Annotated in this window: 10 protein-coding genes; 6 read left to right on the top strand and 4 right to left on the bottom strand. The window is 32.7% G+C overall.

Annotated elements, in window-relative coordinates:
- Positions 1 to 257: 257 nt before the first annotated feature.
- Complete coding sequence (locus tag ABI549_RS07600) at positions 258 to 1007, bottom strand: sterol desaturase family protein (RefSeq protein WP_348075862.1); 750 nt, start codon at positions 1005 to 1007, stop codon at positions 258 to 260.
- A 14-nt stretch (positions 1008 to 1021) separates the two neighbouring features.
- Positions 1022 to 3646 carry a cyanophycin synthetase gene (gene cphA, locus ABI549_RS07595; protein WP_348075861.1) on the bottom strand — a complete coding sequence of 875 codons (2625 nt, stop codon included), beginning with the start codon at positions 3644 to 3646 and terminating at the stop codon, positions 1022 to 1024.
- Positions 3647 to 3945: 299 nt separating this feature from the next.
- Between cphA and ABI549_RS07590 the strand changes: the two genes are divergently transcribed.
- Positions 3946 to 4818 (top strand): cyanophycinase, encoded by an 873-nt coding sequence (locus ABI549_RS07590; protein WP_348075860.1) that lies wholly within the window; start codon positions 3946 to 3948, stop codon positions 4816 to 4818.
- A 149-nt stretch (positions 4819 to 4967) separates the two neighbouring features.
- Positions 4968 to 5810 carry an isoaspartyl peptidase/L-asparaginase gene (locus tag ABI549_RS07585; protein WP_348075859.1) on the top strand — a complete coding sequence of 281 codons (843 nt, stop codon included), beginning with the start codon at positions 4968 to 4970 and terminating at the stop codon, positions 5808 to 5810.
- Positions 5811 to 5823: 13 nt separating this feature from the next.
- On the opposite strand, the gene ABI549_RS07580 is transcribed toward ABI549_RS07585, so the two are convergent.
- A complete protein-coding gene (locus ABI549_RS07580; protein WP_348075858.1) occupies positions 5824 to 6219 on the bottom strand; it encodes a hypothetical protein in 396 nt (131 codons plus the stop codon).
- 338 nt (positions 6220 to 6557) lie between these two features.
- On the opposite strand from ABI549_RS07580, the gene ABI549_RS07575 reads away from it, so the two are divergent.
- The 4 genes from ABI549_RS07575 to ABI549_RS07560 all read left to right on the top strand — a co-directional run bounded on the left by ABI549_RS07575 (position 6558) and on the right by ABI549_RS07560 (position 9933).
- Entirely contained in the window at positions 6558 to 6929 is a 372-nt protein-coding gene (locus ABI549_RS07575; RefSeq protein ID WP_348075857.1) for a hypothetical protein, read from the top strand.
- Between the two features lie 125 nt (positions 6930 to 7054).
- Positions 7055 to 7861, top strand: a complete 807-nt coding sequence (locus tag ABI549_RS07570; RefSeq protein ID WP_348075856.1) for an MbnP family protein — start codon at positions 7055 to 7057, stop codon at positions 7859 to 7861.
- A gap of 59 nt (positions 7862 to 7920) precedes the next feature.
- Positions 7921 to 8964: a cytochrome c peroxidase gene (locus ABI549_RS07565; protein ID WP_348075855.1), complete on the top strand. Its 1044-nt coding sequence runs from the start codon at positions 7921 to 7923 to the stop codon at positions 8962 to 8964.
- 6 nt (positions 8965 to 8970) lie between these two features.
- Positions 8971 to 9933, top strand: a complete 963-nt coding sequence (locus ABI549_RS07560) for a transporter (RefSeq protein WP_348075854.1) — start codon at positions 8971 to 8973, stop codon at positions 9931 to 9933.
- Between the two features lie 58 nt (positions 9934 to 9991).
- Here the strand turns inward: ABI549_RS07560 and secA are convergent.
- Positions 9992 to 12940 (bottom strand): preprotein translocase subunit SecA (gene secA / locus ABI549_RS07555; protein WP_348075853.1); only part of this gene is annotated, 2949 nt, incomplete at its 5' end.

Raw genomic sequence — 12940 nt, 5'->3', positions numbered from 1 at the left:
TTTTTAGATTTTATGAATCTCTTAACAAAGCAAGCGCAACGGTTATTTTTTTTGCCACAAATTACACAAATTACACGAATTTTCACTGATTTTAGTGATTCTAAAAATAAAATCACACTAATTTTCTGTTTTTAGGGAGATTCGTGCAATATTAAAACATCAAAATTTGTGTAATTTGTGTAATTTGTGGCCTTTTTTATTTTTAAAATTGATGAGTTTGTACTGAATCTCCTAATATCTCCTATTGATTCTTAAAATTACTTATTTCTTACTTTTTCAAAGGTACTATCATAATCATCGCGAATGGTTCTTAAAAGCCTGTCCCAAATAAGTGTGTACAAACCATAATTTCCAATAAATGATTTGTGATGCTGGTTATGTGCCGTACCAGTATTAATCCATCTTCCTATCCAAGTTTTATTAAAGCCTTTGGGATACAATTCATAACCCAAATGACCATAAACATTGTAAATTATTTGAAAAAGCATGAATATAAAAAAAGCGGAATGATGCACAGGAATTGTAAAAGCGATTAAAGGAGCAATTCCTGCTTCAATTATGGCTTCCAATGGATGAAAAGCATAAGCTGTCCAAGGGGAAGGATTTGTAGATTTGTGATGTATCAAATGAACTTTTCTATATAAAAATGGATGATGCATGGCACGATGCGACCAATAAAAATAGGTATCATGCAATAAATACATCCAAACAAAACTTAAAGCATATAAATAATTATTCTTAATCTCACCGTAATTGATGTTGTTGTACGGTTTTAATACTGTAAAACTAATATAAGCAATGGTAGAAAAAATTAACATTGAGATTACTGAATACATAATATCTCGATAGTAATTTTTATTCTTTGGGAATATTTTTTGAATTTTTATTTTCTCGAAAAATCGCGGAAATAAAATGTAAAACATTAAAAAAGTTGTTCCAGCAAGTATAAAATACCTGCTGGAAACATTTTTTATAGAATGAATCCAAGGTTCTAAATCGAACGCCATATTTGACAATTTAGTTAAACAATTCCTTCTTCATTTTCTTTGTCTAAATAATCTTGAACTGTTTCAATAGCATTATTGATAACATCACTTAAAGCCGTAATAAAACTGCCGTCTTCAGCATTTTCCATTGCGTGTTTTAAAGCTTCCACTTCAATAGATATAATTTCATGGGTTACATTTTTACCACTTTCTGCAATTCCTTCTAAAATTATTGTATTAATTTCATCTTCGGTTCTTCCTCGCAAATGTTTCTCTTGTCGAATAATAATATGATCGAACATTCTTCCCGCAATTTTAGCACATTCTTTAATGTCTTCGTCACGTCTGTCTCCAACACCAGCGATAATTCCTATTTTTTTGGTTGCAGAAATACTTTCCAAATAATCTTCAATTCCTCTGTAACCCGCTGGATTGTGAGCAAAATCGATTAAGACTTTAAATTTTTTGAAATCAAAAATATTCATTCTACCAGGTGTTTGAGCGGCACTTGGTACAAATGTTTGTAATGATAAACTAATATCTTCAGTTTTGAAACCATATAAATAACTTGCTAAAGTAGCTGCCAATACATTGGCAATCATAAATTTGGCTTTTCCTCCTAAAGTTAATGGTACATGTGTTACTTTTTCTACACGTATTTTCCATTCTCCTTTTTTGATGGTAATATAACCATTCTCATAAACTGCAACAGTTTTTCCTTCTTTGCATAGTTTTTTAATAAGCTCATTGTCTTCGCTCAAACTGAAATAAGCAACATTGCAACTTAGTTCATTAGCTATTTTTATACAATATTCGTCTTCTGCATTTAAGATTGCCCAACCATCTTTCTTAACACTTTTTACAACGGTCGCTTTTACACGAGCTAAATCATCTAAGGTGTGAATATCATTTAATCCTAGATGGTCTTCTTGAATATTTGTTACAATAGCAATATCGCAACGACTAAAGCCAAGTCCAGACCTAAGTATTCCGCCACGAGCTGTTTCGAGAACCGCAAATTCTACAGTTGGATCTTTAAGGATATATTCGGCAGAAATAGGACCTGTTGTATCTCCTTTTTCCATCATGTGATTTTGTACATAAATCCCGTCAGATGTGGTGAATCCAACTTTATATCCGTTGTTTTTTACAATATGTGCTAAAAGCCTTGTGGTAGTTGTCTTTCCGTTGGTTCCAGTAACTGCGATAATTGGAATTCGACTTGGTTTTCCTGGCGGATATAACATATCTATTACAGGAGCAGCTACGTTTCTAGGTAAACCTTCTGAAGGTGCTAAGTGCATACGGAATCCTGGAGCAGCATTAACTTCGAGAATACAACCGCCATTTTCTTTAAGTGGTTGTGTGAGGTTTTCTGCCATAATATCGACACCACAAATATCAAGTCCAATTACTCTAGAAATTCTCTCGCAAAGGAAAATGTTTTCTGGATGCATCATATCAGTGACATCTACAGAGGTTCCTCCAGTACTGAGGTTTGCTGTCGATTTTAAGTAAACAATTTCATCTTTTCTTGGAATTGTATCTACAGTATATTTTAGTTTTTCTAATAAATCTTCGGTGTCACGGTCAATTAAAATTTCTGTCAATACATTTTCGTGTCCGTAACCACGACGAGGATCTTTATTAGTTTCTTCGATAAGTTTTGCAATAGAATCTTTTCCATTTCCAACAACATGTGCAGGAACTCTTTTTGCGGCAGCTACTAATTTGTTGTCTATAATAAGGACACGAAAATCGAATCCTGTGATAAATTTTTCTACAATTATTCTATGACTGTATTTTTTTGCGTAAGCGAGACCTTCTACTGCATCTTCCCAATTGGTTACATTGATAGAAGCGCCTTTTCCGTGGTTTCCGTCTAATGGTTTTAATACAATTGGATAACCAATTTTTTTGATAACATCGGTCAAATCTTCTTCGTCAACACAAATTCCTCCGCCAGCAACTGGTATAGATGCTGCATCTAGCATTTTTTTTGTTTGTTCTTTATTACAAGCAATATCTACAGCAATGCTGCTTGTTTTGCACGTAATTGTTGCCTGAAAACGCATTTGATTTATTCCGTAACCTAGTTGTACTAGGGAGTTTGTTCCTAGACGAATCCAAGGAATATCACGAGCAACGGCTTCTTCGACGATGCTTCCAGTACTTGGTCCGAGGCGAACTTTGTCGCGAATGACACGCATTTGTTGAATATCTGCTTCTAAATCATATTCAGTTCCTGCAATTAATGATTCGGCAATATGAACAGCACTTTCGGCAGCAAATATTCCTACATTTTCTTCGGTATAGCTAAAAACAACATTGTATATTCCTGGAGTTTTGGTTTCACGAGTACGCCCAAAACCTGTTTCCATTCCAGCAAGTGTTTGAATCTCGAGTGCAATATGCTCAATAACATGTCCCATCCAAGTACCACGTTCTATGCGTGAGAAAAAGCCTCCGCGACACCCTTCGGAACAACGATGTTCTATCATAGTTGGAAACATAGCTTCAATGCGTTCGCGGAAACCGTCTATTTTATTGGTAGGAAACTGTTCCATTTCCTCTAAATCCAAACGCATTTGGATTAATTTTTTACGTTGAACACTCCAAATGTTTGGTCCACGAAGCGCTTGAATTTTATCAATTTTCATTTTTGGTAAGTTATTTTTTGTAATGTTTTTGTTAAAAATAGGAAATATTTGTTTTATAAAAGTTCTTTTTATAATAGAAATATTAAAAATAGTTATTTTTTGTTGGTTTTCAGTTTTTTATAAATGTTGATTGTAATTTGTTTTATGAATTTTAGCCCTGATCGAAATGTAAATCTCCCGCTTTTTTTAGCGGGAATTGAAATATAGAGCAGGAAAACTGTTGATAAATACTGTAAAGTTTTGCTTCAAAAAAAAGGAAATAGATTTGCATTATTTCAATTTTTGGTTATTTTTACCAAATGAATATACAAGGAAAATTAATCATTATAGGTGGTGCGGTTGATAAGGGAAGTTTTACTGAAACGGATATTGATAGAAATGCAGCAAAAAATTTAAACTTTTTTGAGACAGGAATTTTGAAAAGAATTCTTGATGAATCGAAACATAAATTAGAATCTAGAATTGAGGTTATTACTACGGCTTCTAAAATCCCTAAAGAGATAGGTCCTGAATATGTGAAAGCTTTGAGTTATCTGGGTGCAAATAATGTAGATGTTCTAAATATTGAGCGTCGTGAAGAGGCTATGGATCCTGAAATTGTGGCTCGATTGAAAGCTGCTGATGTTGTGATGTTTACTGGTGGAGATCAGTTGCGACTGACATCGATTCTTGGCGGAACTCCGTTTCACGATTTGTTGTTAGAGAAATATCACAATGAAGATTTTATTTATGCGGGAACTTCGGCAGGTGCCGCTGCGGCTAGTAATAATATGATTTATCAAGGTAGTAGCTCGGAAGCTTTGCTAAAAGGTGAAGTAAAAATAACTTCTGGTTTAGGATTGATTGATGGTGTTATTATTGACACACATTTTGTGCAACGTGGACGAATTGGAAGACTTTTTCAATCGGTTGTAGGAAATCCAAAAGTGTTAGGAATTGGTTTAGGAGAAGATACAGGTTTGCTTATTACTAATGGCAAACAAATGGAAGCTATTGGTTCTGGACTTGTTATTTTAGTTGATGGTCGTGAGATAAAAGACACAAATTTGACTCAAATAGAATTGGGTCAGCCTATTTCGATTTCGCACTTGGTTACACACGTTATGAGTAAACACGATACTTTTAATCTGGATACTTTTAAAATGACTATACAGAGTTCGCAGTACGTATAATAGATTGTTAGACTTCTTAGAATTATAGTTTAGCTTTTCTGGATTAGTATAAATCTAGAAAGAAGTAATAATTTTGGAACACAGATTAAAGAAATTTTTAAAATTTATATAATTTCTACAATCTGTGTTCCCTTTTAATTTAAAAGAATATGAAAATAATAATCCACGGTGGTTTTTTCTCGGAATCTTCTACTAATCAAGAAACTAAGGTTGCAAAACAAAACGCTTTAGAGCGAATTGTAAAATCTTCTCACGAATTTCTGAAAACACATTCGGCTGTTGAAACGGTTGTTTATGCTGTTTCACTTTTGGAAGACGATGAACTGTTTAATGCTGGAATTGGTTCACAAATTCAGAGTGACGGGAAAATTAGAATGAGCGCTGCTATCATGGATGGCAAAACTCAGAAAATGAGTGGCGTAATAAATATTGAAGACGTAAAAAATCCTATTCAAGTTGCTCAAGTACTAATGAGTGAAGAAGATAGAGTTCTTGGCGGAAGCGGTGCTGTAAATTATGCAAGAGAACACGGGTTTGAAAAATTTTCGACCGAAATTCCACAACGAAAAGCAGAATATGAAGCTAAACTAAAATCACTAGGAACAGGAACTGTAGGTTGTGTGGCTCTAGATGATAACAATAAAATTGCTGTTGCCACATCGACAGGAGGAAAAGGTTTTGAGCTAGTAGGAAGAATATCAGATTCGGCTACGGTTGCTGGAAATTACGCCAACGAATTTTGTGGTGTGAGTCTAACAGGAGTAGGCGAGGATATTGTAAGTAATGCGACCGCAGCCAAAATTGTAACTCGTGTTACTGATGGTTTTACCTTACAAGACGCATTTGCAAAAACTTTTGCCGAACTTAAGCCTTACGATGGTTTTGCGGGCGCTATTGCTATAGATAATAAAGGAAATATATGCCACCAAGATTCACATCCAAGTATGGTTTTTGCGAGCTATGACGGACTGAGTTTTGAGGTTTTTAACTAAAAACAAAACTTTTTTATTTTGATTGTGCTATAAATTCTAATAAAGTAGGATCCGCATTTTTAAAAGTTGGTGCTTGTTTTGTTATAGTTGCTACTCGTTTTTTGTTAAGTTTCATAGTAACATCAGCTTCGGTCGTAAACAATAAAACAGACAAAAAAGGATTGTTTATATATGGTGTTAATATAAAAATTGCTTCGTCAATACTATGATTTTCAATAATTTCTTCTTGTTGAAATTTGAATTTCAAACACAATAATAATTTACCTTCTTCTACAATTGTTCTTACATAAATATTCATTAGTTGTGTGTTACCAATTGTTTTTGCTAATGTTAGTTTTGCAAAAGTTCCATCATTGATGCTTTCTTTAAATTTATTGAAAATAGTGGTGTAAGTTTGACTATTTGGCATTTTTAATAATTATTTTTTACAAAAGTAGTTTTTGTTTTTTAATTTTAATAAAAAATCCCCAATCGTTTTATAATTGAGGATTCAAATTATTTAATCTCTTTTAGGATTATTTTTCTTTTCTCTTTTTTCTTCCTTCTTTTCCTTTGCGGTTTTAAGAGGCTCTTTTTTTTCCGTTTTTTTTGCGTCTTGACTTTTTGCCATGATAATATATTTTTAAGTTAGTTTTTAAGTTTTTATAAAGATAGAAGAATTAGTATAAAATAGCGAGTATTATAATAGCTTAATTATAATTAATTTGTTTTAATTTAATTTATTAAAAAATATTATACCTTTGCAAGGTGAAAAAATCACTATTCATATTAACATTATTCATGTTACTCAAGCCAATATTACCGGTTGTTGAGTATGTTGTTAATTACGATTATATTACTAAAGTTCTTTGTGTAAATAAAGAAACTCCAATAATGGGTTGTAATGGAAAATGTTATTTAATTAGTCAATTAGCCAAATCTTCTGATACAGAAAAGCCTATTTCTGATAAAAGAATTATTGTAAAAGAGGTTGAAGTTTTATTTTTTCAGGAAATTAAAGAAGTTGTATTTCTTAAAACATCATTTTTACAAACTCAAGTACTCAATTCTAACTATTCTAATTTATATAATTATTTGAATAGTACTTCTACTTTTCGTCCACCAACTATTATTTCTTAAAGTTTTTGCACACTAACTGTGCTTTGTCAGTTCTTATTTTGAGAACTGAATGGACTTATGTTCAAAATTGTTTGAAAAACACCTTTTCAAACTACATATCTATAAAATTTAATAAATAAAAAAAGATGAAATTCCAATTAAAAAATATAATTGCTTTAATGGCTTTAGTACTAGTATTCAGTTCATGCTCAAAAGATGAAGATCCTATAAATGTAATAGCTGGAGAAGGAGGAATTGGTTTAGAATTTGACAATGTTTTTGGAAGCGCAAATTTAATTTTAAACACGCAAACAAATACTACCTCACAAGGAGAGAACCTAAAGATATCTGATGTAAAATACATTGTAAGTAACATTGTGTTAACTAAAGAGGACGGAAGTACTTATATTTACCCAAAAATGAAAAGTTATTTTATTGTTGATGAATCTAACGAAGCAAGTCAAACGATAGAATTAACAAATATTCCCGCTGGAAATTATACAAAAGTAAAATTTGGTATTGGTGTAGATCAAACTCAGTTTAGCCTTGGAGCAGCTGGTCAGGGCGATTTTTTAACACAAGCTCAAGATGCAGGAATGATGTGGTCATGGAGTGCTGGTTATAAGTTTGTTCTATTTGAAGGGATTTTTACTTCTCCAACAGTAACCACAGATACTAGTTTTATGGTGCATACAGGACAAACTGGAACAGCATACAATTATACAGAAGTTACACTTAATTTACCTGAAAGTGCCACTATTAGAACTACAATTACTCCAGATGTTCATATTTTTGCAGATGTTGCGAAAATTATAGATGGAACAAATAAAATCAAACTTTCTGACAACAATATGGGCGGAATGGGTGCAATGATTATGGGAGGTGCTAATTTGCCATTAATCACTTCAAACCTATCTGATATGTTTATTGTAAATCATGTTCACAACGATTAATAACTTTAATTAAAAAGCGATTAGGTATTTTCTAATCGCTTTTATAATTTTTTTAAAGCATGAAAACAAAATATATATTGTTGCTCATTATGCCTTTTTTTTGGAGTTGTTCTAAAGTTGATAATCCGGATAATTATGTTAATATTCCAATAGACTTTAAAGTACCTTCAAATTTTCCTCCTTTAGTTTATGATTTGGAAAATAATCTATTAACGGAGAAAGGTTTCGAATTAGGGAAAAAGATATTTTACGATGGAAGATTATCTTCAGACGGATTAATTTCTTGTGGATTTTGCCATATTCAAGAAAATGCCTTTACTCATCACGGACATTCTGTTAGTCATGGTGTAAATAATGCTGCTGGAACAAGAAATTCTCCACCAATTCAGAATTTAGCATTTCAAACGGCTTTTATGTGGGACGGAGCAACAAGTCACTTAGATTTGCAACCTATTATCCCTTTTACAAGCCCAATAGAAATGAATGGAAATTTTGGTAATACAATTACCATGATGAAATCTGATGATGAATATCAAAAACTATTCAAAATTGCATTTACTGATGGGCAAATAAATTCCGAAAATATGCTAAAAGCATTAGGACAGTTTATGGTTATGGTTACGTCAAGTAACTCTCGTTTTGATAAGTACCGAAGACATGAAACAGGAGGAACACTCACACAAGAGGAGTTAGATGGCTATTCTATTTTTAATCAAAAATGCTCGTCATGTCATGCAACAGATTTATTTACTGATAATTCTTTTAGAAATAACGGTTTGGCAGTTAATTTACAAGTTAATGATGTAGGTAGATTTCGTGTTACGGAATTGGCAGAAGATTTACATAAATTTAAAGTTCCAAGTTTGAGAAATATAGAAAAAACAGCACCTTATATGCATGATGGACGATTTTTTACACTTGATGCTGTTCTTAATCATTACTCTAATGGTATTGTAAATTCTTCAACATTAGATCCGAGTTTGAATGAAAATGAAGTTCTAGGAATTTCATTAACAAGCTTAGAAAAAACAAAAATAATTGCTTTCTTAAAAACCTTAACCGATAATCAATATCTTACGGATAAACGATTTTCAGAATATTAAAAATAAATGAAAAAATATATTTTAATAGTTTTAATCACATTTCAATTTGCGAATGCAATAGAAAAAGACAGTTTGTTGTTTAATAAAAATCCATTTAGAACTCATTATTTATTTCCAGAAAAGGTTCTGTGTGATGCCTGTGGTTGTTCTGCAAGTGGCGGAAGTATGGGATTTGCATCGATGTTAAATTCTAATTTTATAGGCATTAGATATTTTAATCAGCAATATAAAAGCTCCGATGGATTATATAGTAATTCACAATGGTATAATGAGAATTTTCACACTGTGCAGGTGTGGGCACGAATACCAGTTTATAAAAATATTCAAGTTACTGCTTTAGTTCCATATCATTTTCATAATAGAGAAACTAAAACAGGTAATCAAGATATTAAGGGAATTGGTGATATTACAGTTTTAGCAATGTATAGATTGTATCAAACCCACAGAGATAGTACTTATTTTGTTCATACCTTACAATTGGGAGGAGGAGTTAAATTACCAACGGGAAAATTTGATGAGACAAATAATACAGGAAATATAAACCAAAGTTTCCAAGTTGGAACAGGAAGTTGGGATTATCTATTGGCAACGGAATATACATTAAAGAGAAAAAAAATTGGATTAAATGCGATGCTAAATTATATAGTAAAAACTGAAAATGCTAAATTTTATCAGTTTGGAAATCAATTTAATTATGCAGGAACATTTTTCTATTTATATGAAAAAAATAGTATTTCTATTGCACCACAATTGGGCTTTGCAGGAGAGGTTTACGAGAGTAATTACCAGCACAAACAAAAGCTAAAAGATACTTCTGGGGATATTATTTTTGGAAAGCTTGGATTCGAAATTGGAAAAGATAAGTTGTCATTTGGAGCGAATGCAATGCTTCCGATAAATCAGAACTTAGCAAGCGGGAATATTGAAGCTAATTATAGATGGAGTTTGAATTTGAATTATAGTTTATAAAAAAAATCCTCAATTATATAAGTATAATTGAGGATTAAAATGTTTTTTAGAATAATAGTTATTCACTAACCAAAACCCATTCTCCAGAAGCTAATAAACTCTCAGCTTTTTTAAATTTCATTTCTTCCGTTTTTCCTGAAGAAACTTGTTGAATTGTAACTGTATCGTTACGATTTATCTTTGGTTGATCTCGAACGATAGTTTCTGTAACCTGACGCTGTTGTGTTTGCCCAGCTTCATGATTGCGTTCTGCTTGTTCTTCTATATTAAAAATTTCATCTTTACTTTCAATATAATTGTCTTTCTGACGAACTTGTGTCGCTTCTTGAATATTATTTTGTTGTTGAGGTAAATCTCCTTTAAACAAGAATGAAATCACTTCTTTATTAATACCATCTAACATATTTTTAAACAATTTGAAGGCTTCAAACTTATAAATAAGTAAAGGGTCTTTTTGTTCATGAACCGCTAATTGAACAGATTGTTTCATCTCGTCCATTTTGCGTAAATGCTTTTTCCAAGCATCATCAACAATAGCTAATGTGATATTTTTTTCGAAATCAGCAACCAATTGTTTTCCTTGACTTTCGTAGGCTTTTTTCAAATCGGTAACTACATTTAATGATTTTACACCGTCAGTAAACGGAACTATAATACGTTCAAAATTGTTACCTGGATTTTCATAAACATTTTTGATAATTGGAAATGCTTCATATGCATCACGAATATTTTTTTCTACATAATATTCAGAAGCTGCTTTGTATGCTTTTCCTGTTAATTCTACATCAGAAAGTTTAGCAAATTCTGCTTGAGTAACCGGCGATGTAATAGATAAATTTTTAATTAAATCGAATTCAAAATTTTTGAAATCGCCTGTTAATTTATTTTTTTCTACAATTACTTCGCAAGTATCATACATCATATTAGCGATGTCTAGTTTTAGACGTTCGCCATGTAAAGCATGACGACGACGTTTGTAAACAACCTCACGTTGAGAATTCATAACATCATCATATTCTAATAAACGTTTACGAGTTCCGAAGTTGTTTTCCTCTACTTTTTTCTGAGCACGCTCGATAGACTTGGTCATCATAGAATGTTGAATTACTTCACCTTCTTTCAGCCCCATTCTGTCCATAATTTTGGCAACTCTATCTGAACCAAAAAGACGCATCAAGTTATCTTCTAAAGATACGTAAAATTGCGAACTTCCAGGGTCACCTTGACGACCTGCACGACCACGTAACTGACGATCGACACGACGAGAATCATGACGCTCTGTACCAATGATTGCTAAACCACCTGCTGCTTTTACTTCGGGAGTTAATTTAATATCGGTTCCACGACCAGCCATATTTGTAGCAATAGTTACTACTCCAGGCTTTCCTGCCTCTTCCACGATTTGTGCTTCTTGCTTGTGCATTTTTGCATTCAAAACATTGTGTGGAATATTTCTCATTTTAAGCATTCTGCTTAATAATTCAGAAATCTCTACTGATGTTGTTCCAATAAGAACTGGTCTTCCTGATTGAGAAAGTTCAACAACATCTTCTATAACTGCATTAAATTTTTCACGAACCGAACGGTATATTAAGTCTTCTTTGTCGATACGTGACATACCACGATTAGTTGGAATTTCTACAACATCTAGTTTGTATATTTCCCAAAGTTCACCCGCTTCAGTAACAGCTGTTCCAGTCATACCAGCTAATTTGCTGTACATTCTGAAATAATTTTGTAAAGTTACAGTAGCATAAGTTTGCGTTGCGTCTTCAATTTTTACATTTTCTTTGGCTTCAATCGCTTGGTGTAATCCGTCAGAATAACGACGCCCATCCATAATACGACCAGTTTGCTCATCGACAATCATTACTTTATTGTCCATCAATACATATTCTGTATCTTTTTCAAATAATGTATAGGCTTTTAGAAGTTGTGTTAAGGTATGAATACGCTCACTTTTTACGCTAAAATCTTGAAATAATTTTTCTTTTTGCTCTCCTTGTTCTTCAGTCGAAAGATTTAATTTTTCGATACGTGCAATTTCGGTTCCAATATCTGGTAATACGAAGAAAGTGTCTTCAGTGTCTTTGGACATGATTTCGATTCCACTATCGGTCAATTCTACTTGATTGTTTTTTTCTTCAATAACAAAATATAATGCCTCATCTACTTTTGGCATTTCACGATTGTTATCGGACATGTATTGATTTTCCGTTTTTTGCAAAAGGGCTTTGATACCTTCTTCACTCAAAAACTTAATTAATGCTTTGTTTTTAGGTAATGCTCTGTGTGCTCTCAATAATTGAAAACCACCATCTTTAGTATTTCCTTCTTTTATTAAACGTTTTGCTTCTGTAAGAAAGCCATTTGCCAACTGGCGTTGAATGTTTACTAGGTTTTCAATTTTTGGTTTTAATTCTGTAAATTCATGACGGTCACCATCTACAACTTGACCAGAAATAATTAATGGGGTACGAGCATCATCTATTAATACAGAATCGACCTCATCTACAATTGCAAAATTGTGTTTTCTTTGAACCAAATCTTCTGGCGAATGTGCCATATTATCACGCAAATAATCGAAACCAAATTCGTTGTTTGTTCCGTAAGTAATATCTGCATCGTAAGCTTTACGACGTGCATCAGAATTGGGTTGGTGCAAATCGATACAATCAACTAACAATCCGTGAAATTCGAATAAAGGTGCTTTCCAAGCGCTATCACGTTTTGCTAAATAGTCATTTACGGTTACTAAATGCACACCGTTTCCAGTTAATGCGTTCAAATAGAGTGGAAGTGTAGCAACTAAAGTTTTTCCTTCTCCAGTTTGCATTTCGGAGATTTTTCCTTGATGCAATACAACACCACCTATAAGCTGAACATCGTAGTGAATCATGTCCCAAGTAATTTCTTTACCTGCGGCACTCCAAGAATTTGCCCAAACGGCAGTATCTCCTACAAGGTTGATGTATGATTTTGTAGCAGAAAGTTCTCTGTCTTTTGC

Origin of the sequence: Flavobacterium sp. (assembly GCF_039932285.1) — a bacterium.
Taxonomy (GTDB): Bacteria; Bacteroidota; Bacteroidia; order Flavobacteriales; family Flavobacteriaceae; genus Flavobacterium.
This window is presented reverse-complemented; position numbering and strand designations above follow the sequence as displayed.

Coding starts and splice junctions, on each gene's coding strand:
- ABI549_RS07565 (WP_348075855.1), top strand. CDS start 7,921: ATGAAAACAAAATATATATTGTTGCTCATTATGCCTTTTTTTTGGAGT.
- ABI549_RS07590 (WP_348075860.1), top strand. CDS start 3,946: ATGAATATACAAGGAAAATTAATCATTATAGGTGGTGCGGTTGATAAG.
- ABI549_RS07560 (WP_348075854.1), top strand. CDS start 8,971: ATGAAAAAATATATTTTAATAGTTTTAATCACATTTCAATTTGCGAAT.
- ABI549_RS07570 (WP_348075856.1), top strand. CDS start 7,055: ATGAAATTCCAATTAAAAAATATAATTGCTTTAATGGCTTTAGTACTA.
- cphA (WP_348075861.1), bottom strand. CDS start 3,646: ATGAAAATTGATAAAATTCAAGCGCTTCGTGGACCAAACATTTGGAGT.
- ABI549_RS07580 (WP_348075858.1), bottom strand. CDS start 6,219: ATGCCAAATAGTCAAACTTACACCACTATTTTCAATAAATTTAAAGAA.
- ABI549_RS07585 (WP_348075859.1), top strand. CDS start 4,968: ATGAAAATAATAATCCACGGTGGTTTTTTCTCGGAATCTTCTACTAAT.
- ABI549_RS07600 (WP_348075862.1), bottom strand. CDS start 1,007: ATGGCGTTCGATTTAGAACCTTGGATTCATTCTATAAAAAATGTTTCC.